General features: G+C 56.6%; 19 protein-coding genes and 1 other RNA gene. 2 read left to right on the plus strand and 18 right to left on the minus strand.

Going from position 1 to position 22,256, the window contains the following annotated elements; all coding sequences use genetic code 11:
* On the plus strand, positions 1 to 107 hold a 107-nt coding region (locus tag VMW13_07715; GenBank protein HUV44701.1), incomplete at its 5' end, for an IS3 family transposase.
* Positions 108 to 448: 341 nt separating this feature from the next.
* Here the strand turns inward: VMW13_07715 and ssrA are convergent.
* The 18 genes from ssrA to VMW13_07805 form a co-directional block, all read right to left on the minus strand.
* Positions 449 to 805: a transfer-messenger RNA gene (ssrA, locus tag VMW13_07720) on the minus strand.
* 40 nt (positions 806 to 845) lie between these two features.
* Positions 846 to 1,310 (minus strand): SsrA-binding protein SmpB, encoded by a 465-nt coding sequence (gene smpB, locus VMW13_07725; protein HUV44702.1) that lies wholly within the window; start codon positions 1,308 to 1,310, stop codon positions 846 to 848.
* A 342-nt stretch (positions 1,311 to 1,652) separates the two neighbouring features.
* Positions 1,653 to 2,477, minus strand: coding sequence for an SDR family NAD(P)-dependent oxidoreductase (locus VMW13_07730; GenBank protein HUV44703.1), 825 nt, complete (start codon positions 2,475 to 2,477; stop codon positions 1,653 to 1,655).
* 158 nt (positions 2,478 to 2,635) lie between these two features.
* Complete coding sequence (locus VMW13_07735; protein ID HUV44704.1) at positions 2,636 to 3,535, minus strand: SDR family oxidoreductase; 900 nt, start codon at positions 3,533 to 3,535, stop codon at positions 2,636 to 2,638.
* Positions 3,536 to 3,574: 39 nt separating this feature from the next.
* Positions 3,575 to 4,723, minus strand: coding sequence for a (Fe-S)-binding protein (locus tag VMW13_07740; protein HUV44705.1), 1,149 nt, complete (start codon positions 4,721 to 4,723; stop codon positions 3,575 to 3,577).
* 70 nt (positions 4,724 to 4,793) lie between these two features.
* Positions 4,794 to 5,660: a CoB--CoM heterodisulfide reductase iron-sulfur subunit B family protein gene (locus VMW13_07745; GenBank protein ID HUV44706.1), complete on the minus strand. Its 867-nt coding sequence runs from the start codon at positions 5,658 to 5,660 to the stop codon at positions 4,794 to 4,796.
* On the minus strand, positions 5,653 to 6,240 hold the full coding sequence (locus VMW13_07750; protein HUV44707.1) for a 4Fe-4S dicluster domain-containing protein: 588 nt from the start codon (positions 6,238 to 6,240) through the stop codon (positions 5,653 to 5,655). The genes VMW13_07745 and VMW13_07750 overlap by 8 nt, the downstream gene beginning before the upstream one ends.
* Complete coding sequence (locus VMW13_07755; GenBank protein HUV44708.1) at positions 6,237 to 7,367, minus strand: Coenzyme F420 hydrogenase/dehydrogenase, beta subunit C-terminal domain; 1,131 nt, start codon at positions 7,365 to 7,367, stop codon at positions 6,237 to 6,239. Before VMW13_07755 ends, VMW13_07750 begins: the two co-directional genes overlap by 4 nt.
* Before the next feature lie 11 nt (positions 7,368 to 7,378).
* Positions 7,379 to 7,813: a hydrogenase iron-sulfur subunit gene (locus tag VMW13_07760; protein HUV44709.1), complete on the minus strand. Its 435-nt coding sequence runs from the start codon at positions 7,811 to 7,813 to the stop codon at positions 7,379 to 7,381.
* Between the two features lie 49 nt (positions 7,814 to 7,862).
* Positions 7,863 to 10,880, minus strand: coding sequence for an FAD-dependent oxidoreductase (locus VMW13_07765; protein ID HUV44710.1), 3,018 nt, complete (start codon positions 10,878 to 10,880; stop codon positions 7,863 to 7,865).
* Positions 10,881 to 10,907: 27 nt separating this feature from the next.
* Positions 10,908 to 12,887, minus strand: coding sequence for a CoB--CoM heterodisulfide reductase iron-sulfur subunit A family protein (locus VMW13_07770; protein ID HUV44711.1), 1,980 nt, complete (start codon positions 12,885 to 12,887; stop codon positions 10,908 to 10,910).
* Positions 12,888 to 12,918: 31 nt separating this feature from the next.
* A complete protein-coding gene (locus tag VMW13_07775; protein ID HUV44712.1) occupies positions 12,919 to 15,660 on the minus strand; it encodes an NAD(P)-binding protein in 2,742 nt (913 codons plus the stop codon).
* Positions 15,661 to 15,938: 278 nt separating this feature from the next.
* The gene (locus VMW13_07780) at positions 15,939 to 16,907 is read right to left on the minus strand and encodes a 2-dehydropantoate 2-reductase (protein ID HUV44713.1); all 969 of its coding nucleotides are present in this window, start codon (positions 16,905 to 16,907) and stop codon (positions 15,939 to 15,941) included.
* A gap of 38 nt (positions 16,908 to 16,945) precedes the next feature.
* Positions 16,946 to 17,767 carry a class I SAM-dependent methyltransferase gene (locus VMW13_07785; GenBank protein ID HUV44714.1) on the minus strand — a complete coding sequence of 274 codons (822 nt, stop codon included), beginning with the start codon at positions 17,765 to 17,767 and terminating at the stop codon, positions 16,946 to 16,948.
* Between the two features lie 30 nt (positions 17,768 to 17,797).
* Positions 17,798 to 18,364: a CARDB domain-containing protein gene (locus tag VMW13_07790; GenBank protein HUV44715.1), complete on the minus strand. Its 567-nt coding sequence runs from the start codon at positions 18,362 to 18,364 to the stop codon at positions 17,798 to 17,800.
* Positions 18,365 to 18,511: 147 nt separating this feature from the next.
* A complete protein-coding gene (locus tag VMW13_07795; protein ID HUV44716.1) occupies positions 18,512 to 19,324 on the minus strand; it encodes an acyl-CoA thioester hydrolase/BAAT C-terminal domain-containing protein in 813 nt (270 codons plus the stop codon).
* A gap of 206 nt (positions 19,325 to 19,530) precedes the next feature.
* Complete coding sequence (locus tag VMW13_07800) at positions 19,531 to 20,655, minus strand: NAD(P)/FAD-dependent oxidoreductase (protein HUV44717.1); 1,125 nt, start codon at positions 20,653 to 20,655, stop codon at positions 19,531 to 19,533.
* A 7-nt stretch (positions 20,656 to 20,662) separates the two neighbouring features.
* Entirely contained in the window at positions 20,663 to 21,295 is a 633-nt protein-coding gene (locus VMW13_07805; protein HUV44718.1) for a histidine phosphatase family protein, read from the minus strand.
* 276 nt (positions 21,296 to 21,571) lie between these two features.
* Here VMW13_07805 and VMW13_07810 point away from each other — a divergent pair, with 276 nt between their 5' ends.
* Positions 21,572 to 22,225 (plus strand): class I SAM-dependent methyltransferase, encoded by a 654-nt coding sequence (locus VMW13_07810; protein ID HUV44719.1) that lies wholly within the window; start codon positions 21,572 to 21,574, stop codon positions 22,223 to 22,225.
* Positions 22,226 to 22,256: the final 31 nt, after the last annotated feature.

The following is a 22,256-nucleotide window of genomic DNA, read 5'->3' on the forward strand; positions in this document are numbered from 1 at the left end:
AGTATATCGAGGTCTTCTACAACCGGCAGCGCCGGCAGGCAAGACTCGGGTTCCTGTCACCGGTGGTCTACGAGCAAAGATACTATGCAGGACTGCTGGCGGCATGAATGGTTTGGTGTCCACTATTGACATCCGACGTCACACCGGCAGAAGAGGCTATTGGAGATGGAGCTTGAGTCGCTGGTAGTACCGGAGGCCAATGCTGCAGAGGAGGCTGGTAGGTTAGTGAGGGACATGCCCGGACTCTGGTCGAAGGCAGACCTTGAAGAGAGGCGGAAGCTCCTGATGGCGATGCTCGATGCGGTCTATTTTGATACAAAGCAGACGAAATCGGTGGTAGCAGTAAGGCCGAAGCCGCCCTTCCGGCCTGTCTTCCGGGTGGCGGCTTCGCGTGAGGGTTCCGATATTCGTATTATTAACGAGTCTCTAGATGGCTCTTCCGTGTTTCTGGTGGAGACGGGGGAGAGTCGAACTCCCCGTCCAGAAGAGACTACCCAGGATATCCTACAGGCATAGTCAACTCTTTGTTCTTACCCGGTGAGCCTCTGCTGACGGAGTCACGCCGGGCCAGTCGATTTTTCTTTCACCACCCTTATCGACGTCCGGGTAGTGGCACCTCGGCATTATTTCACCCAATCCCAACCCACCGAGGAGAGGCCGGGTTGGATGTGCTACCTTTCTTAGTTAGGCAGCGACTAGTACTGGTTCTTCGCCAGTTATGTTTTGCCACCTGTTTAATGAGGGTGATGGCAACCTCAGCCTGCAATCCTGTAGCATACCTCCCCTGTCGAAACCACGCGTCCCCATTCATTGTTACCACGTGTGGCCGTGGAAGGTGTTGTCCGTCACCTCCTATGGCTGACTCTTGCCTTCATAGCACGCTGGATAATTCGGTCCGTTTCGCGTTTATGTATTGCTTCGCGCTTATCATACATCTTTTTGCCCTGGGCCAGCCCTATATCGAGCTTGGCCAGACTATTCTTGATATACAATCGTAATGGTACCAGGGTTAAACCTTTCTCTGCTATCGCGCTGGTTAACTCGGTAATCTCCCTGCGATGCAGCAGCAGCTTTCGGGGTCTCATCGGCTCATGACTCAGGTAGCTGCTGTCCTGGTACCGTGCGATGTGCGCGTTGCGCAGCCATAGCTCCCCGTTCTCCGGCCGGACATAGGAATCACCCAGACTGACCCTGCCGGCGCGGATGGACTTAATCTCCGAGCCGGTAAGCACTATTCCCGCTTCCACGCTACTCAGGATATAGAAGTTATGGTGTGCTTTACGGTTGCTGACTATCGTTTTCTCACTCATTGTTCTACTTAAATGATAGCACAATGATAGCGCAACATGAATATGTCGCGTGGTAGCACCTGAACCTAGCAGGATGCTGAAAAACCCTTTCGACCAACCCCCGTGCGGCCCATCCGGGCCGCCTTCCCCTTCCTGGCCAGGAAGAGCCTTCCTACCGAGGAAGGGGGAAAAAATCATATCTGGGGGGCACCGGCAGAATCTGGTTTCGGATTCTGCTAACGTCATTCTGCAAGAATGACACCCAGACACCCCTGCCATAAGGGGGCTTCGACCCCTCTCGGAAGAGGGGTTTCGCCCCTTCTGAGGGGCGCTCCCTCTGGACTCCCCTTTTTCATCACCCTGCTAGACAAAGGACATGCCGCCATCGACGTTCATGGACTGACCGGTGATGTTCTTTGCCTCCTCGGAGACGAAGAAGGCCACGGCATTGCCGATATCTTCTGCGGTCTGCTCCCGTCCCAGGGGAACTCCGGGTATCAGGGTTTTCTCAAAGAACTCGCGGGGCGTCCAGTTCTCGGCTCCGGGGATATTCTTGGAGAGTTCAGTGCCGCCCCTCTCCCAGAGAGGAGTGTAGATTATGCCCGGAAGGACGCAGTTGACGTTGATGTTGTCCCCGGCCAGGTCTCTGGACAGCATTCGGGAGTAGTGAACGATGCCCGCCTTCATGGTGGCATAGCAGACCAGAGTCCCCGAAGGGCTGGTGGCACTCGCCGACGAAATATTGACGATTTTGCCGCTCTTTTGGGCGACCAGGTGAGGAATAACTGCGCGGCACATCAGAACGGTGGTCTTCAAGTTGAGGTCATAGCAGCCGTCCCACTCGTCTTCACCCCGGTCTGCAATACGCAGGCCACGCTCTGACAGCGAGGACATTCCGGGGTAACCACCGGCATTGTTGACCAGGATATCTATCCTGCCGAAGAAATCCAGCACCTCCTTGACAGCCCTTTCCACCTGGTCGTTATCGGTGAGGTCAGCCTCCACTGCCAGGGTTTTTCTACCCGTGGCTTTCACTTCGTCGGCTGCCTTTCGTGCGCCGTCCCTGTTGATATCGACGATTGCGATGTCGGCTCCGTCGCGGGCCAGACAGTCAACAATACCCTTGCCCAGTCCCTGAGCGCCTCCGCTAACGATTGCTACCTTGTTATCCAGCGTGGTGAACTTCATATGGCCTCCTTCCTTCGTTCTTGACCTCTGTGCGGTATAGGTCTTCTGCCAGTATAGAGAGTATGCCAGTTTCCTGCAAGAAAAGAAAAGCGGCAGCCTCATTGAGGCTGCCGCCAGAGACGTACGGTATACCGATGAGTGGTCCGGACGTCGGTTGTCTACTCCTGGGGAAGGTAGGGATTCACCAGGCCGGATGCCAGTGAACCCGGCATAAACCGGAATAGGTCGTCAATCGTCCAGCCACCCTCCTTGAGTATGGACTTCTCGTAGACTGGCTCCGAATAGATGGCGACCAGTCCTGTCTGCACGTAGAAGGTACGGCCGGTCACGCTGGCGGCATCATCAGAAGCCAGCCAGACCACGAGTGGCGCGATATCATCCGGCCTCAGGCTCTGCTCGAATCTCTCGATGGCCTCCTGAGACCAGGTCCTTCTCATCTCATCGCTGAGGGTGAGTCTCGTGCCGGCGTTGGGACGGATGGCATTGCATGTTACGCCATACCTGCCCATGTCCTGGGCTACCTTTCTCGTCAGGCCGACGATTCCTTCCTTGGCGGCACCATAGTTGGCCTGACCGAAGGTGCTGTTACCCAGTCCGGCCCCCGAAGACGTGTTTATTATCCGGCCGCTTCTCTGCTGGCGGAAAACGACCGAGGCCGGCCTGATGGTGTTGAAGTGGCCGTAGAGGTGCACTTTGACAACGATGTCCCATTCCTCCGGGCTCATGTTGAAGAGCATCCGGTCACGGAGAATTCCGGCGTTGTTGACCAGGATATCCAGTTTGCCAAAGGTATCAATCGCAGTCCTGATGATGTTCTCGCCACCCTCGGTGGTTACCACTGAGTCGTGGTTGGCCGCCGCCTCTCCACCGGCTTTCTTGATTTCCGCCACGACCTCGTCGGCCGGTGAAGCTGAGGCACCAGAGCCGTCAGGAGCACCACCGAGGTCATTGACTATAACCTTAGCGCCCTCCGACGCCAACGCCAGGGCTTCCCCTCTTCCAATACCTCTTCCAGCACCAGTGACTACTGCTACTTTGTCTTTCAGTCTGTCTCCCACTGTTGACCTCCTGAGCCGTCTGACATTGGAGAGGTTAGGCTAGAGTGCTTCCAGGACCAGTTCAGCGATGTCCTTACACTCGATGACTTCTTCCTTGTTCATGGTGACGATGCTATCTTTGAAGTTGGCGATACAATAAGGGCACACCGCAGCCAGGACACTGGCACCGACATCTGCTGCCTGCTCCAGCCTGATATCGGAAAACCTTTCGCCTTTCTTGGTCTCCGCCCATATACGACCACCGCCACCCCCGCAGCACAGGCTATCCTCGTGGTGGTTGGCCATCTCTACCAGTTCCACGCCGGGGATGGCCTGCAGGACCTCCCTGGGCTCATCATAGATATCGTTATGCCGTCCCAGGTAGCAGGAGTCATGGTAGGTGATGGTCTTCTGAAGCTCCCTGGTAAACTCCAGCCTACCGTCTCTAATCAACTCGGCAAGAAACTGGACGAAGTGTACCACCTCATACTTGCCGTCCAGTTCGGGGTACTCGTTCTTGAAGGTGTGGAAGCAGTGTGGCGAGGCGGTGATTATCCTGGTGACCCCGGCCTCATTGAACAGGCCGATGTTGCTCTGGGCCAGGCTCTGGAACAGGCTCTCGTTACCGGCCTTGCGGACACTCTCACCACAGCAGGACATCTCCGGGCCCAGTATGCCAAAGTCAACATTGGCCTTCTTCAGAATCTCCACAGTCGCTCGGGCTGCCGGCTGTAACTGCGGGTCGTAGGTATTGTAGCAGCACGGCACGTAGAGTATTTCCATCCCCTTGGTGAAGGTCTTCACCCCGAGGTCTCTTGTCCAGTCGTTGCGCTTCTCCCGGTCTTCTCCCTGCGGATTGCCCACGCCGGAGATGTTCTTAGACGTTATCCGCAGCGAGTCGGGAATACCACCGATACCGAGTTCGGTGATTGCCCTGCGGAAGGAGCGCCAGACGTCGATAATCTCCACGCCGCGGGGGCACCGCTTGACACAAGCATTGCAGGTCACGCACAGCCACATGTCGTCGTCTTCGAAGTCGGGCAGACCCAACTGGGCCTGGTGCATTGCCTTGCGGACGGGGAAGCCTCTCACCAGGTTCCACGGGCAGGTACCGGTGCAGAGGCCGCACTGGTAGCACAGCTTGGCGATATCGCCGCCTTCTTCCTTGATGATGTCTACCGCTTCCTGGAACGGTGCTACTGCTTGCATCTTGGGTTCCCCCCTTGTCTATCAGTTTCACGGTCCTCGCTTGACGAATAACCGTGGCGGTATCAGGTTATCAGATGAGGTTCTGCGCCTTCAGGACCGGTACCGGGTTCTGGATGTGGCACTTCCACCAACTCTTCATTTCCCCGGCACCGGCACCCAGGGCCAGCGCCAGCAGCTCACTGAAGTAAAAAGTGGGCACGCCGATAGTCTGTCGTAGTTCAAGGTTTGCCTGGCAGAGCGGGCAGGCGGTTACAATAGCTACTGCTCCGGCATCAAGAGCTGCCTGGCAGATGTCATTGCAGAGTTTTACGACGATATCGGTTCGGGCCAGCAACAGGTTTCCGCCGCAGCATTCAACCTTGTGGGTCCAATCCAGAGGCTCCGCGCCGATAGCAGTGAGCAGGTTGTCCATAATCATCGGGTTATTCGGGTCGTCTAACTGGGTAACCTCCGGAGGGCGTACCAGATAGCACCCGTAATAAGCAGCCAGCTTCAGCCCCTTGAGCGGCTTTTTCACCCGGCGCTCGATTTCCTCCAGCCCTACTTCGCGGGCAAAAATATCAAGGACATGCCTCACCTCGGTTTCTGCCCGGTAGGGTGCGTCAATGACCTGCTCTATCCTCTGCCGGAGTGTATCATCGGCGCGAAGGTCATGATTGGTCTGTTTGAAACGGAGGAAACAGGCAGCGCATGATACCGCGAGGTCATGGCCCTCTTTCTCGGCCAGGGCAAGGTTCCTCGCCGGCAGGGCCAGGGAAAGCTCGGGGTCGGTGCAGTGCCCGGAAGAGGCACCGCAGCAATTCCAGTCCTCAAGCTCCACCAGTTCCACGTCCAGTAGCCTGGCGGACGCCTGTACCGACTGGTTGTATTCCTTGGCCGTAGCCTCCAGCGAGCAACCCGGATAGTAGCAATACTTCGATGCTGTGGTATCAGCCATTCTTTTTCTCCGTCTGCTGGAAAATACGCTTGATGTTCGCCGTACCCTTTATCTTGGCGGGTAGTATTGCCAGCTTGCCCCTGGTGAACATATTGAGCCCCATCTTGATGTTACTGGGTAGCTCATTCAGCTTGAAGATATCGCGGCTGATGAGCATGTAGCGCAAGATGAGGAGCAATTCGTGCACCTTCCCATTGCTCTTGATAGTGCTGAGGAAGGTCCTGTGGAAAAGGGGCAGGCCGGTCTGCTGCGTGCGGCCTTCCCTGAGGGCAATGTGCCTCAGGGTATCCATTATCTGCACGATTTCAATGTCATTGGGGCACCTGGTAGCACAGGTCTCACAACTGGCACAGAGCCAGTAAGTCGTGCTGTCCAGCACCCGCTCCTTAAGCCCGAGTTGCACCATCCTCAGTAGCTGGTGTGGGGCGTAGTCAAACGCATAGGCTACCGGACAACCGGAGCTACAGGCCTGGCACTGGTAGCACCGTTCCAGGTGCGCCATGCTGTTCCCCAGTACTTCGCGGGTGAAGGCCGGGTCAGCGCTTTCTGTGCCTTGCTGGCTGACAAGACGGACCGTCATTTCTCTCCTATCCACTGAAGCTCATCTTCCCTGAAGGTGGTTAGCGGTAGCTCATCCTCCAGGCTGCGTCCGGGGATGTAGTCAAAGAGCTTCTGTACGTTGCCGCCGGCTAGCTGGAATATCTTGAGCAGAGGGATACCGCTGGGGCAGGCCTCTTCGCAGGCCCCGCAGCCCACGCACGAGGCACCCATGTGGGTCATCCTGGTCAGGTGAAAGAGGAGGGTATCGACGGGCATCCTCACGGCCCCCTGTTTCTCGGCCACACCGAGGTACTTCTCTGCCTCAAGCTCAAAGGTGGGCGAATCGAAGAAACACTCGCGACAGTAGCAGACCGGGCAGACTGTCTGGCAATTGTGGCACAGGATGCAGGGTCCGAACACCTCGGCAAGTTTCTCGATACCGCCGACTTCTGCTTTTGTCTCCTCGAAGAACTTCTGGCGGATTCCCTTCATCTTCTCAAGGAGCTGAGTAACCGCTGCCTCCCGCTTTGTTGCTGCTTCGCCACCATCCTCGACGGTAAGCCCCAGGCCCTCAAGGAGTTCCTCTCCCTTCTCGCTGCTGGCAATCAGCACCAGCTTCTGCTTCAGGTCCACCCCCACCAGGCCGATGGTGAGGTCCGTCATCAGTGGGACGGGGTACTCGCAGACCCGGCAGCCGGCTCTCAGCCTGGGGTCGTCCTGTCCATTCCAGGCAGCCCCGGCGAATTCGTCCGAGGTCTTCTCCGCAACCAACTCAGGGTAATCACTCACGGAATATGCTCCCGGGCAGTCGATTCCGATGAGATAGAGGTTGTCGAGCGATGCCTGTCGCAGTTTGACCAACTCGACCAGGGCACGCAGTTCACAGGGTTTCATCACCACGGCCGTCTTCCGGTCGGCGGGTGTCAGTCGGGTGATTGACTGGATGATACGGGCCGCATTCACCGGCATCACCGGTGCGAGGACGTCTGCCCGGTCAAGGTAGTCAGGATTGGTTACCAGGGTCTGCACCACGTTATTTCCTGCCGGGTGAGTCAGAGGTACCAGGATTGCGTCGACCACTCCCTTGCTGAGCAGGTCCTTGAGCAGGGTGTTGATACTTGCCCGCAGTTGTCCGTCATTAACGGTCAGGGTCGTACTCTTCGCCATTATCTTGCCTCCTAAAGAGCCCAGTCGGAGGCCAGGGGGTTGGGGCCTTTCTTCCTGGTCTCCTCAGTAATATCTCTTACGGCCTGAGCGAACTCCGGCCCCTCGCTGGCACTTATCCACCTTGTATAGATTCGGTCCGCATCCAGCCCCAGGGACTCGAAGATATTCTGCAGCATGGCCATTCTTCTTCTCGCTTTATAGTTGCCGGATACGTAGTGGCAGTCCCCGGGATGGCATCCACCCACCATAACGGAATCGGCACCGGAGAGTAGCGCCTTTATCAGGTACACCGGGTCGACCGTGCCGCTGCACATCACACGTATCGGGTGGAGATTGGCCGGGTATTGTGCCCTGGTTGTCCCTGCCAGGTCGGCGGCTGCACCGGTGCACCAGTTGCACAGAAAACCAATTATCTTCGGTTCGAATCCGCTATCGTCTTCAGCCATCTATCCAACTCCTTTGTTTCTTCACCCGCCTTGCCGGGACGGCAAGGCGCTACAGCACTGCTTCGAGCATGGAGAACATCTGCTTGTCCCGGAATCCTCTCAGCTTGGCGGCGCTATTCGGGCAATGCGCGACACACGCCCCGCAGCCCTGGCACAGGACTTCATCCACCACGGCTATCCTGTTGTCCTCGTCCATCCAACGGGCATTGAAGGGACAATCGTCAACACAAAGTCCGCAGCCGCTGCACCTTCTTGAGTCCACCATGGAGACAATTCTACCGGATTCAATCTGCTGCCGGGACAGGATGTTGGCGGCTCTCTGTGCCGCTGCCTGGGCCTGGACGACCTCTTCATCGAGGTTCCTGGGAGCATTGGCCAGGCCACAGATAAAGATACCGTCGATAACCGTGTCCACCGGCCGGAACTTGGTATCGACTTCCTTGAAGAATCCGTCTTCGGTCAGGTCAATGGAGAGTGTTTCTGCCAGTTGCCTGTTATCCGCAGCAACAATACCGGTGCTCAGCACCAGCAGGTCGGCATCGATTTCCAGTATACCGGGAAGCACCGGGTCATCAACCCGGACGGTAAGGGTACCACCGTTCACGGATACATCCGGCTTGTTATCCGGCTCGTAGCGGATGAAGAGGACGCCGGCTTCTCGTGCCTTTGAGTAGTATTCCTCACGGAATGCGTAGGTCATGATATCCCGGTTCAGGATAAAGACCTCTGTCTCCGGGTTCTGCTCTTTTATCTTGATGGCGTTGGCTATCGCTGTCGAGCAGCACGTCCGGCTGCAGTACGGGTGCTCTTCGTCCCGTGAACCGACACACTGTATCATGACCACGGCAGACGGTTTTTCCAGGGTGTCTTCGGCGAGTCGCTTCTGGAGCTCTTTCTGAGTGATTATGCGGTCATCCTGTCCGTAGCTGTACTCCGTAGGCTCGTAGTCCCTGGCACCGGTGGCAACAATCACCGCACCATGTCCTGTTTCTGTAATTGTGCCGTCAACTGCGCGTATCATGCTGTGGAAGTCACCGGCGCGGCCGGTTGTTTCAATAACCTCACTCTCCGGGTACAGGTGGATTCTGGAGTTAGCGGCAACCTTCTCCCGAATACCACCGATAAAGGCCTGCGGGTCATCACTGCCCAGCGTATAGCGGATGTCGGTGGCGTGGCCTCCGGTTTCCGCGTTCTTCTCGACGAGGTGTACCTTGAATCCCTGCTCGGCGAGGTTGAGGGCGGAGACCAGTCCGGAAACTCCCCCGCCGATGACCAGTGCCTGGTGGTCGACCGGTCTCGTGGTAACGACGAGCGGTTCCTGGCTTCGCAGTTGGTCCACAGTCATGGCCAGGATGCGGCGGGCTTTCTCGGTGGCCTGCGGCTGGTTGTCGCGGTGTACCCAGGCAAGCTGCTCCCGGAAATTGACCAGTTGCCACAGCGAGGGGTCAATGCCAGCTTCCTGCATTGCTTTGCCGAACAGTCTCTGGTAGTGGTAGGGGGCACAGGCTGCCAGGATAACCCGGTTGACACCGGTGCCGGCCACTGCCTTCTTCACTTTTTCCAGGGTCTCCGGCAGGCAGAGGAAGTCAACTTCTTCAACATGTTTGACTGCGGGCAGACCTCGGGCGAATTCAGCAACCTGGGCGGTATCCACTACTGCCGTTATCTCCTCACCACACTGGCAGATGAAGACGGCTATTCCGGGCTCCTCCCCGCTGACTGCCGGTACTGCAGTGCCCGCGTCTTTGGCGACCGTTTCCCGTTCTACCGGTGAGAGGAGTGTGGCAGCCTCGCAGGCGGCGGCGCTGGCCTGGATAACCGAGTCCGAGATGTCGGCCGGTGCGCCTGCGGAACCGCAGACATAGATACCTTCCTTGCTTGTCCTGGTCTGCAACCAGTCCTGGGTCTGGATAAAGCCCCACTGGTTAGCATCTACTCCCAGCATCTCGCTTAGTTCTTCCATACGGGATGACGGGCACTGGGCGGCGGCGAGTATCACCAGGTCGAATTCGCTGCGGATGTCACTGCCATCCTCGGCTCGGGCCAGCAGGAGCAGGTCCTTCGTAGCCGGGTTCTCCCTCATGGTGGAAACGCGGCACCGGATGAACTGAACTCCCAGTTCCTGTGCCTTGAGATGGTAGCGGTAGTAGTCCTTGCCGAAATCGCGCAGGTCCATGTAGTAGATGGTGACATCGGTCTCCGGGCTTTTTTCTTTAATCAGTATCGCCTCTTTCAGGGCGTACATGCAGCAGGCGGTGGAACAGTAATTCCGCTTCATATCCCGCGAGCCGACGCACTGAAGCAGGGCTACCTTCTTCGGTGCATCTCCGTTCGAGGGACGGAGGAGCCTGCCATCCGTCTTTCCGGTTGATGACAGCAGCCGTTCCGCCTGAAGGTTGGTCAGGACATTGGCGTAGCGGCCGAAACCATACTGGCTCATCTCGGCGGCGTCATACTCCTGAAAGCCCGCGGAGACGATGATTGCTCCCACAGCCAGTTCCTGTGATTCGTCCTTAAGGTCGAGGTCAATCGCGTTTGTCGGGCATACTTCCAGGCATTTGCCACACCTGGTACATGCCTCGCGGTCGATGCAGTAGAAGTTGGGTATTGCCTGGGGGCTCTGGACGTATATCGCTTTCCGGCTCTGGAGGCCGTCATTGTATTCGTCGGGTACCTCAACCGGGCACACCTCAGCGCACAGTCCGCAGGCGGTACAACGCTCGGTCTTGACCCAGCGGGACAACGTCTTTACGGATATGCCGAAGTTGCCGGCTTCACCGGTTACCTTCTCCACTATGGTGTTGGGTAGCATTTCTATATTGGGGTGGGCGAGGTCACGGCGCAGGCAATATTGGGAGCATTCGTCGCGAGAGAATACGGGCAGCAGCTTGCACAGCTCACACTGGTTATCCGGGAACCACTTGTCCAGTTGGGGAACAGTGCCACCGATACCCGGGCTGGTATCGACAAGATAGGTCTGAAAGCCTGATTCAGCCAGGTCCAGGGCAGCTCTGATACCGCTTACTCCGGCACCGATGACTAAGACTGCACCAACCTTATCCTGCATTCAAAGCTCCTATCCGGCTCAACTGGTCTAGCTTGCTAGACCGGCATATTCCCTGGTTGCCGTATTAATTACGTCAATCAACTGCTTTGGTGAAAAATTCTTGAGTTGCATTGCCTTGGAGGGACAGTTCACCGCACAGGCACCACAACCCTTGCAGATTGCCTCATTGACCTTGGCCTTCTTTGTCCTGGAGTCAACTTCGACGGCGCTGTAGGCACAGATAGCCTCGCATACGCCGCAGCCGCTGCACACCTCCTCGTCAACCATTGCGGTGGCTGCTTCCATCTCCACCTTGCCCTTGGCGATTAGTTCTATCGCCCTGGCGGCGGCCCCGGTAGCCTGGGCAACAGTATCGGCAATGTCCTTGGGTCCCTGGCAACAGCCGACGGCGAATATGCCGTCCAGCATGGTGCCTACCGGGTCAAGCTTGGGGTGCCGTTCCATGAAGAAGCCGTCCCTGCTCCGCCCGAGCAGCAGAGTCCGCGCCATCTCATCGGTGTCGGCACGCGCTTCCATAGCCACACTGAGGATGACCATGTCTACCGGGACCCGAATCAGGGTGCCCAACAAGGTATCCTCGCAGACCACTATCAGCTTGCCCTTCTCCTCGTCCTCCTGGGTAATATTGGTAACCTGGGCTACCTTACCCCGGATGAAGTTCACCCCTTCATCTCCGGCCTGTTTGTAGAACTCCTCGTGCCCCTTGCCGAAGCAGCGCATATCGATGTACATCTGGTAGGCATCTATGCCCATCTCATTGAGGAAGCGAGCATACTTGAGGCCGTACATGCAGCATACGCGGGAACAATACTCGTGGTAATTCTCATCCCGGCTGCCTACACAATGAATAATGGCCACACTCTGCGGTGTTGAGCCGTCCTTGAGCGTGATATTACCACCGGTGGGCCCGCTGGAGTTGACCATCCTTTCGAACTCGGGGCTGGTCACCACGTTGTCGAATTTCCCGTAGCCATACTGTGTTATCGGGGATGGGTCGAAGGTATCATAACCGGTTGATACGATTACTGCGCCCACCTCGATTTCCACGTCTTCGTCCTTCTGCTCGTAGTCAATCGCGTCCTTCGGGCAGGCTTCCTGACAGATACGACAGTCGCCATTGGTAAAATGAAGGCAGTTCTCGCGGTCAATCATCGGGACATTGGGCACCGCTTCCGGGAATGGCCGGAAGATTGCCTTTCTCTTGCTCAGACCGCGGTCGAACTCACTGTCTACCTCTACCGGGCATTTCTCCCAGCAGGCACCACAGCCGTCACATTTATTCTCATCGACATACCGGGCCTTCTTCTTGACTGTCGCACGGAAATTGCCGATATAGCCGCTCAGCTCGCTCAGTTCGCTACAGGTCATCAGGTCAATGTACTCGCTGGATGCCACCTGCTCTAGCCTGGGAGCAAGGATGTCCATGGCGGGTTCGAGGTAGGGGAAGGTCTTGCCAAGCTGGGCCATACGACCGCCGATGCTGGGTTCCCTCTCCAACAGGTAGACATTGCGCTCCGAACCGGCGATTTCCAGGGCGGTCTGGATACCGGCGATGCCCGCCCCGATAATAAGGGTGTTGGGATTGACCGGGGCGAATTTAGTTTCCAACGGGTCACGGTACAGAACACGTGCCACGCCAGCGGCTACCAGTGCCATAGCCTTCTCGGTAGCCTGTTGATTATCATGGCTGTGCACCCACGAGCAGTGTTCGCGGATAGTGGCCATTTCGCAGAGGTGGGGGTTTAGTCCGGCGGTCTGGCAGGCTTCCCGGAAGGTGCGGAGGTGCAGGGTTGGTGAGCAGGAGCACACCAGTACACGGTTCAGCCCCAATTCCTGGATGTCATTCTTGATGAAGTCCTGTCCCGGGTCGGAACACATGAAGGAGTAATCGCGAGCAATGACTACAGAATCAAGGCTCTGAGCGAATTCAGTGACTTTCTTACAGTCAAGATAACCGGCAATATTAGACCCGCAGTGACATATATATACTCCGACTCTTTTCTCCATATATCTATTCTATTCCTGCTTTCCCTCAGTCTCAGCCGACGGCCACGGTCTCGGTACCGACCTCGCCCTTGGTGACCAAGGCCAGGGCTTTGGCGGCAGCTCCTATCGCCTGTGACACTGTATCCGGGATATCCTTGGGTCCCTGGCAGCACCCGGCCATATAGATTCCGTCGGTCTGTGTTCCCATAATATCAAGCTTGTAGTGTTTCTCTTCAAAAAAGCCATCGCTATCCTGGTCCAGCCAGAAGAGCCTGGCGACATCACCGGCATCGGCGCGCGACTGGATAGCCACGTTGAGGACGACCATGTCCACCGGCACCCTTATCAGGCTCCCGAGCAGGGTGTCCTCGCATACCACAACCAGTTTCCCCTTCTCTTCGTCGGTCAGGGCAACATCGGTTACCTGGGCAACCTTGCCGCGGATGAAGTTGATGCCTTCCTCTGAAATACGTTTATAAAACTCCTCGTAACCCTTACCGAAGCAACGCATGTCAATGTACATCTGGTAGACATCTGCACCGGTCTTTTCCTTTAGCTGGTGGGCATGTTTGAGGCCATACATGCAGCATACGCGTGAGCAGTACAAGTGGTAATTCTCGTCACGGCTGCCTACACAGTGAATAATGGCGGCGCTCTTCGGGGTGGAACCGTCCTTGAGCATCACCTTACCCTCCGTCGGGCCGGTGGAGCTTATCATGCGTTCCATCTCGAGGCTGGTGAATACATTTTCAAATTTCCCGTACCCGTACTGCGTCATCGAGGTGGGGTCGAAGAGGTCATAGCCAGTGGTGACGATAATAGCACCGACCTCCAGATTAACGAACTCGTCTTTCATATCGTGGTCGATGGCCTCCCGCTCACAGGCAGGGATACAGGCAAGACACTCGGAGCAGACACCGCAATTCAAACACCGTTTTGCCTCTTCTATCGCATTCTCCTCGGAGAAGCCCAGTTCTACCTCAGGAAAACCACCCCGCTGGTCCTTTTCGAGCATAGGCATTTGCTGCCGTGCCTTTTTAACGACACCGGCTTTGTTGACGTTCTTAACTCTTTCTCTCGGTTCCGACCGGCCCTCTTTCAGGTCGACATTCCTGAGATAGCGGTCAATTGAAATGGCCGCTTCTTTCCCGGTGGCAACCGCTCCGATGACGGTATCCGGACCGGAGACGGCATCACCACCGGCAAATACTCCGTCGATATTCGTATGCAGCGTCAAATCGTCGACGATAATCGTTCCAAACCGGGTGTACTCAAGTTTGTCCGGGAGCATTTCCTGGTTCACCCGCTGGCCGATTGCCATGATAACGGTATCGACTTCCATGGTGAACTCGGAGCCTGCTATTGGCACCGGTCGTCTTCGGCCGCTCTCATCGGGTTCACCCAGCTCCATACGAATGCACTCGATGCCGGTGACCTTCCCGTTCTGGGAGAGGACCTTGACCGGATTCACCAGTATATTGATTGCGATGCCTTCTACCTCCGCTTCATCCACCTCGGTCTTATCGGCGGGCATCTCAGTTCGTGAGCGGCGGTACACGATGGCAACTTCCTCAGCCCCGATGCGGTTGGCTACCCTGGCGGCGTCGATAGCGGCATTGCCACCGCCAATCACAGCCACCCTGTTTCCTAACTTAACCTTTTCGCCGGAGTTTGCTCGCTGCAGGAAACTGAGGGCATTCAGCACGCCATTGGCATCTTCACCGGGAATACCCATCGTCTGGCCGATACCGGCCCCGGCAGCAATGAATACCGCCTTGTAGTCATCTTTGAACAGGTCTTCCAGCTTCGTGACGGTGGTATTGGTGCGTATCTCGACGCCCAGTTCCTGGACGTAGCCAATCTCATCGTCCACTATGCTGTTGGGCAAGCGGTATTCGGGAATACCGTAGCGGAGGAGGCCGCCTACCTTCGGAGCAGCTTCGAACACCGTCACCGGGTAACCCATCCGTATAAGGTCATAGGCACAACCGATTCCGGCAGGTCCGGACCCGATGATGGCCACCTTCTCTTCATGGGTCAATTCGACGGGTGTTGCCTTTTCCCGCCCGTTTTGCATTTCATAGTCAGCCATGAAGCGCTTCAGGTAACGGATAGCGACTGACTCGTCTACCTGACCACGCTCACATTCCGATTCGCAGGGGTGGGTGCAGACCCGGCCACAGACCCCGGCAAAGGGCATGGTGCGCCGTAGCACTCCAAGGGCTTCCTTGAACCGTCCCTGTGATATCAGGGCTATGTAACCCTGGGCGTTCACACCGGCAGGGCAAGCCACACGGCACGGGGGCAAACCTCGCTTGTCGATCGTATATACGTTGGGGACCGCCTGGGGAAACGGGCGGTAAGCCGCCTGGCGATCTACCAGGCCCAGTTGCCACTCGCTTGGAAAGGAGACCGGACACACCTTGGCGCACTCCCCGCAGCCGGTGCATTTACTGATATCGATATAACCGGCTTTCTTCCTTACCTTGACATTGAAGTCGCCGGCATGGCCTGAGACCTCTTCTACCTCGCAGTAAGTCATCAGCTCAATGTTCTTATTCGAGCCTACCTGACTCATCTTGGGGGTACCGATACAGGAGGCGCAGTCCATGGTGGGGAAGGTCTTGTCAAGCTGCAGCATGCGCCCGCCCACGGTGGGTGACCTCTCCACCAGATACACACGATGGTCCGAGTCTGCAACCTCAAGGGCTGCCTGCATACCGGCGATACCGGCACCAACAATCAGGACATCGGGTTTGCTACGGGCTTCACTCCTTGCAGCTCTTTCCGCCAAAGTCGAACCTCCCGGCCGAGTTCCGCACCTATTCTATACCAATCACTCCTGTGGTGCAATCCTGATAACAGGTTATTTCCCGGTTACTCAGGTGGTAACCGGACATAACGGAACTGTAATCACAGTAAAACAGGGTGGTCGCGTGATGCGAAACACCCTGTAATAGTAGTCTCCACAACACTATTATAGCTCAATTCTGTTTTTGATGCACGTGACTTTGATCACACAGCTTTTTCTGTGTGCGGGTGCCCTGATAAGGAGCGTTACCGGGGAAGTGACTAATCGAGCCCGAGCATTCGGCACAGCTCGGTGGGGTTGTACTTTCCCGGAGTTTCACCGCTGGCTGCCATCTCCTGTGCGATACGCAGCAGCATCTGGTTGACCGGAGCTTTGAGGCCCAATCGCTCTGCCTGGCGGACAATTTCGCCGTTGAGGAAGTCGGTCTCGACAGTACCCTGCCGGCGGGCCAGGCTCTGCCAGGTGGAGCTTTGAGCCTCGGTACGCAGGCTGTTACGCGGTCGTTCGGTGCTCTCCGGCCATACCTCGGCCAGCTCCTCGTTGGACACCCATCGGATGCCGGCCTGTGAGAGAATCTGCTGCGCTTCCTCAAAGGCTGCGCTGTAGATAGGGGCTGTCTCTCTGCCTCGGGCGTTGGTGATGGCACCGATGGCATTACCCAGGTTGGTCATCAGCTTACCCCATTTGAAGGGCATCACCTCCGGGGTGACCAGCACGAAGAACCCGGCGCGACGCAGCCTGTCAGCAACTTCCTCGGCGAGGTCATCCTTTCCTTCAGGATACTGTCCGATGATGAGCCATCCGGGAGGGTCGCGACGGGCAATTGCCTCTCCATCGGTGACATAGACGCCACCGACCCTGACCATGACCCCATACACCCTGGGGAAATACCCTACGGCGATTTCCTCATTGCGGGTGCCGTTCTGGAGACAGAAGACGGGGATGTCGTTCACTACCTTGCGCAGGTCACCGAGAGCCTCATCCGTGTTCTGGCCTTTCACACAGAGTAGTACGACATCCTCCGGGCCAAAATCAATCTGGTCAGGTGCGGTAACTGCGGGTAGCCGCAGGTTGTGTGTCTCCGTGGGCGTGACGAAGCGCAGGCCTTGTTCGTTGATGGCGTTGACGTGGCCGGGTCGGCCAATCAGGACCACTTCCGTACCGGTCAGGTGAAGGTGACCGGCGACCACTCCTCCTATTGCTCCGGCTCCGTAAATTATTATTCTCATGTTGAAGCTACTCCTTCTGGTTTTTGGTTCTACGCCGCCTACTTCAGCACCATTCGGGCTACCAGTACCGGTGGGATATGCTGCATCCGGCTGTAGGCCATCGGACTGGCGGACTGGCTCTGGTATCCTTCGGGGAAAAGGGGTTCTTCCATGCCGTCAAGAACGAAGCCGTGCTTGAAGCAGATATTGAAGAGCAGGCTGACAGGGCGGTGGAAATAGTGCTGTGGAACAGGTTGGCCCGGGATGCCCACACCCATATGGTGGAAAGGCTCTGCGTAGTCGGTTACCGTAACGCCTGCCCTGAATACCAGCTTGTCACCTGTATCGAACTCCTCAGCGACCAGGCGCGTTGTTCCCGAGTTGAAGGCAGGGTGGAGCACACTGAATACGAACCGCCCGCCGGTCTTTAGCAGCTTTGGTAACGTTGAAATCAGCGGCTCGATGGAAGACATGTCCATCAGGGCCATGGTGCAGACGGCGGCGTCAAAACGCTTCTCACCGAGTGACAGCAGGGCTTCGGGGTCGGTGGCGCTGAGTACCCGGTAGGTTATGCGGTCCGCGTTCTCGGTGGTACGCTCCCGCGCCCGCCGGATGAACATCTCCGAATGGTCGATGGCGACAATCATTGCCCCGAGGGCTGCCATACGACGGGCGAAACGCCCCGCCCCGCAGGCAATATCCAGCACCATCTCGTCGGGCTTGAGTGCCAGCAGTCTCTCTGTAGCCGGTTCGATGAGGTAGTCCTGGAACTCGTTGCCGTCGCCGATTTTATCGTCCCACCACCCGGCGAGAGTGTCCCAGACCTCGGCGGTCTGGCTGTCATATTCCGGGAAATCGGGAGAGAGTTCTTCTGCTGTCATTCCGTGCTCCGATTAACACCAGTTCAACCGTCAGGTGATTAACGCCATGCTTCGTAGCGCTGGCGCACTATATCCTCGGCAAGCTTCTGCCGTATACTGAAGGTACGCATTGTACCAAATGACTGCTGGGGTCTGTGTCGAGGGTTTGGTATCCGACGGTGGCGGCTTCAATTCTTCCTCAGGTTCGGGGCCCTTGATAGTGAACATCCCGGAAAGGCCCCCGATATTCACCGTGTAGTTGCCGCCAAGCTCCCTGATGATAGTAAAATCTACCTGTTCGCTGGTCCCGCCGGTAAGCGTTATTTGTTTGCTACCCTCACCCTTACCATTCAATGTGAGTGTGACTTCGTGTTTGCCGGTCTCGTCTCCGGTGTTGCTTACCAGTACGCTTACGGTTACCTTCTCATTGCTCTGTACTTCAAGCGGCTCTAACCGCAGGTCCGATACGAAAAAGGCGGCTGGTTTCTTCGGTTCCTCCGTCATCTGAGCAACGGGTGTGGTGGGTGTTTCTCCTTTGCAGCCGACCAGCAGTACCGCGGTCAACAGGACACTGAGAACCAGAGACCACGCTACGTTTTGAAAATGACATCGACCCATCACATGCACTCCTTGCTTGTGCGATGTCACAGTCTAGCAGGTGATGGTTATGATGACAATAAGTGGGGTGGTGCCTTTTCTTTCGGACATAAGGATAGAAATACCCTGCGGATAGTGGAATCCTATTTCGAGTTGTGAGATCAGAGCCTACATAAAATTATCATTCAGAAAACTGAACACGGTGCGCCAGCAAGTCCTGTTCCACAAAACACTGCTATGACCGCTTTCGAACACGATATGCTGATAGTAGTTCTCGAACCCCTTTTCTTCAAGCCTGTTTACTATCTGATTGCTCATAGCAGTTGATGGCCAGATCCGGTCCTTTTTCCCTGAAACCAGCAGTATAGCGCCCTCTGTTCTTTCCACGGGTATTACTGCTTCCGGGTGCCGTTCTACTTCTGCCAGGTCCTTTTCCATTATATTCCGCATTCGCATTGATAGCATGGCAAGAATATCACGTGATGATAGCGAACTGGGTAAATATGGTAGACCGGCTCCCCGGTACGACCATGACGACCTGGGTTGTTTCCCGGTAGCTAATATACTTCGGGGAATTCCCTGCCAGACAACCGAACTGGGCAGAAGTCCTACCACTGCCTTGATGTTCGCGAACATTGAACCTAGTAGCAGACTTAGCTCACCCCCTTTGGAACCCCCGATAAGTGCGTACTTATTAGATACTACCTCTGGCTGGGCAGCTAACCATTCAAATGTCTTTTCGAAATATTCCAGCGGAATCTCTTCCAGCGAACCGGGCAAGCCATTTGCTTTAAAATAAGCCAGGGAGAGCACATTATAACCCCGCTCAACAAGTCGTGTTGTTACTATTGCCAGCGGCCACGCGCTCCAGCGTTTTCCTCCTTCGGAACCGCCCAGCAGGATAACTGCCTTACGTGGTTGCCCCGAGCCATCGTGGAAGAAATCAGCTACCAGACCATCTTTCGCAGTTCGTTTTTTCACAATTCAATCACCCGGTCAGTAGTTAACCAGTATTTGTATGAACACTAATCCGTGCAGTATCGCGGACACTGCACTACAGGAGGTGACACTTTGCGTTCAAGTACAAACGCCCTTTCAGATAATGCCTCAGTCTAGCAGGTGATTGGTATCATGGCAATCATGATATGGATGGGGAGGGACTGTTACGGTAAGTACAAACCCGGGTCTTACCCCTTCATTTCTCTCACCATCCCGGCCACGTACCTGCCGATGGCGATGGCACCGGTCAGCCCCGGCGATTCAATACCGACCATGTTTATCAGGCCAGGCAGTCCCCTGTGCTCTTCGTGAGCGATGACGAAGTCACGGAAGTCGTCCTCCGGTCCCTGGAGCTTGGGACGGATACCGGCCATCTCCGGTTCCAGGTCTTCCAGCCTGAGTCCCGGCAGGAACTTCCGGACGGACTGGTAGAATTCTTCTCTATCAGTCTCGTCCACGCCGTAGTCTATCTCGTCCACGTAGCGCGTGTTGGGGCCGAGTCTCATCCGGCCGTCCATGGTAGGGGTGACGTGAATGCCCTTGCCGGCATGCTCGGGGAGGGGATAGACCAACCGGTTCACCGGAGGCATATCCGGCGAATTGAGACTGAAATACTCGCCTTTGCAGTAGTGGAGTTGGTACCCGGCCTGTGGAAGGTCGATTCCGGCCAGCCCGGCAACACGGTCCGAGTTCAGCCCCGCCGAGTTGATTACAATATCAGCATGAATCGACGATGTACCTTCACGGTCACTTATCTCGACCTCGTATCCTGCCCCCACCTTTTCCAGACCAACTACCTCAGTCTCGAATACGAAGTCGGTCCCTCTCTCCCTGGCGAGCCCGTACAGTGCCCTCATCAGGGAATAGGCATCAAGTATGCCCGTTGAGGGGGAGAGTATTGCGGCAACCGCCTTCACGTTCGGTTCTGTGTGCCTGACTTCATTCCGGGAGATGAGCCTGAGGTCGGTAACGCCGTTTCTGTGCCCGAGTTCGAGAAGCTCTTCCAGCTTCTCGAACTCGACATCATCAGTGGCAACGATAATCTTACCCAGCCGGCGGTGGTCCACGCCGTACTTCTCACAGAACTCGTAGAGCAGGGGATTTCCTTCGATACAGAACCTGGCCTTGAGAGAGCCTTCGGGATAGTAGATACCGGCGTGGATGACCTCGCTATTCCGGCTGCTGGTCTCCAGGCCGAAGGTCTGGTTCTTTTCGAGGACGAAGACCCCTTTTTGCTGTCGTGCCAGTTCGGCGGCTACCGCCAGACCGACAACACCGGCCCCGATGATGGCTACATCTACCTCAATCGACATGATGTCCTCAGAAATCGCTCAGGGCATTATTCCGGGTCTGCCCGAGGTGGGAGGTATCGTTGTGCCGGGTGAGTATGAACCGACCGTCCTCGTATTCGAAGATGGTCATTCCGGCCACATCCTGCCTGATATTCCAGAAGTTGGAGTTGTCCAGACCCAGCAGGCTGCATATCAGGACCTTGTTCACCACGCGATGAGATACCAGCACCAACGTGCCTTCGTGGCTGGCCACAACTGTTTCAACCACTTGCCTGGCTCTCTCCGCGACGTCGTCCAGGCTCTCGCCGTCCGGCATCGTCACCAGGTGCGGTTCTGCCAGCCAGCGGTGATAGAGTTCCGTGTGTCTCTCCTTGACCTCCTGGTGGGTCAGACCCTGCCATGTTCCGTAATTGAAGTCCACCAGACCCTGAGCAACACTGACATTAAGGCTATGGTGCGAGGCAACGGCACCGGCTGTATCCAGGGCGCGCTTCAGGGGGCTGGAGTAGACGGCTTCCACACTGAAATCTGCCAGGTGCTGCCCCAGGGCCTCTGCCTGGGCAAGGCCGGTTTCGTTTAAGCCGATATCCAGTCTGCCCCGGAACACCTCGCCCACGTTCCAGTCGGTCTCACCGTGGCGGGCAATGATTATACGGGTCATAGCACTATTCTGCCTTCAGAGGGTGAGTGAAGTCAATGGATGGAAGTAGATTAACAGGTAGTGAGACATTTATCTGTGCTCTCTATTCGTCCATTACATCAGTGGCACTCCAGTCCACACCACGCTGCTTCCCACACCAGAAGAAAGCTCCCCCTGTATCAGCCTTCTGCCTGAACGAGACTGTACTCCATCCGCCGCGTGGCTTCCCTTGACAGCGGAAGAGCGTCGGGCTACTCTGAATGGCACTACCCTCCGAGGCAGGTGGGGTGTTGTACTGTGAACGAGAAAGAAGACACTACCGGAAGGACAGAGCATACCTATGACCACATCGCACCGGCCTATTCCTCCAGGGTGGAGGAGCTTCTAGCTGACTCCTGGATAGGGGAGCATGAGAAGGGGCTGCTTGACAGGTTCCTGCTGGCGGTACCGCGGTCCGGGGCCGGCATTCTCGATATCGGGTGCGGGAACGGGAAGGATACCGACTACTTCCGGCGGAAGGCGGCGTTTGCCGTAGGGATGGACGTTTCGCGAGGTATGCTGGCCGAGGCCAGGAAACGGGTACCGTGGGGTACATTCTGCCGTATGGATATGAGGGGCCTGGGCTTCTCCACGGGCGTATTTGACGGGGTGTGGGCCAACGGGTGCATTTATCATGTTCCGAAGGCAGACCTTCCCGCTGTGTTCCGAGAGGTCATTCGGGTACTGAGGCCTTCGGGGGTATTCTCCTTCAACTATAAGGCCGGTGCTGGTGAGGGGCTGGATGACGAGCCGAGGTCGTTCGGCGGTGGCCCCCGTTACTATGCCTACTATCGGCGTGGGGAAATGAAGACCCTGCTCCGCCGGGCCGGTCTCCGCGCGCTCGAGCTCGAGTCCTATCCGGGAAGGGTGTTCGGGGAGGAAATCGTCCAGGTCTGGGCGCAGAAACCCTGAAGTTGCCGGGAAGCTGGTCTACACGTTTCCG

Source organism: Dehalococcoidales bacterium (genome assembly GCA_035529395.1).
In the GTDB taxonomy this organism is placed as follows: Bacteria; Chloroflexota; Dehalococcoidia; order Dehalococcoidales; family Fen-1064; genus DUES01.

Excerpts from the sequence above, each read along its gene's own strand:
- VMW13_07800 (HUV44717.1), bottom strand. The coding sequence starts at position 20,655 with ATGTCGATTGAGGTAGATGTAGCCATCATCGGGGCCGGTGTTGTCGGT.
- VMW13_07750 (HUV44707.1), bottom strand. The coding sequence starts at position 6,240 with ATGACGGTCCGTCTTGTCAGCCAGCAAGGCACAGAAAGCGCTGACCCG.
- VMW13_07780 (HUV44713.1), bottom strand. The coding sequence starts at position 16,907 with ATGAGAATAATAATTTACGGAGCCGGAGCAATAGGAGGAGTGGTCGCC.
- VMW13_07805 (HUV44718.1), bottom strand. The coding sequence starts at position 21,295 with ATGACCCGTATAATCATTGCCCGCCACGGTGAGACCGACTGGAACGTG.
- VMW13_07730 (HUV44703.1), bottom strand. The coding sequence starts at position 2,477 with ATGAAGTTCACCACGCTGGATAACAAGGTAGCAATCGTTAGCGGAGGC.
- smpB (HUV44702.1), bottom strand. The coding sequence starts at position 1,310 with ATGAGTGAGAAAACGATAGTCAGCAACCGTAAAGCACACCATAACTTC.
- VMW13_07770 (HUV44711.1), bottom strand. The coding sequence starts at position 12,887 with ATGGAGAAAAGAGTCGGAGTATATATATGTCACTGCGGGTCTAATATT.
- VMW13_07740 (HUV44705.1), bottom strand. The coding sequence starts at position 4,723 with ATGCAAGCAGTAGCACCGTTCCAGGAAGCGGTAGACATCATCAAGGAA.
- VMW13_07745 (HUV44706.1), bottom strand. The coding sequence starts at position 5,660 with ATGGCTGATACCACAGCATCGAAGTATTGCTACTATCCGGGTTGCTCG.
- VMW13_07790 (HUV44715.1), bottom strand. The coding sequence starts at position 18,364 with ATGGGTCGATGTCATTTTCAAAACGTAGCGTGGTCTCTGGTTCTCAGT.
- VMW13_07755 (HUV44708.1), bottom strand. The coding sequence starts at position 7,367 with ATGGCGAAGAGTACGACCCTGACCGTTAATGACGGACAACTGCGGGCA.
- VMW13_07785 (HUV44714.1), bottom strand. The coding sequence starts at position 17,767 with ATGACAGCAGAAGAACTCTCTCCCGATTTCCCGGAATATGACAGCCAG.
- VMW13_07760 (HUV44709.1), bottom strand. The coding sequence starts at position 7,813 with ATGGCTGAAGACGATAGCGGATTCGAACCGAAGATAATTGGTTTTCTG.
- VMW13_07765 (HUV44710.1), bottom strand. The coding sequence starts at position 10,880 with ATGCAGGATAAGGTTGGTGCAGTCTTAGTCATCGGTGCCGGAGTAAGC.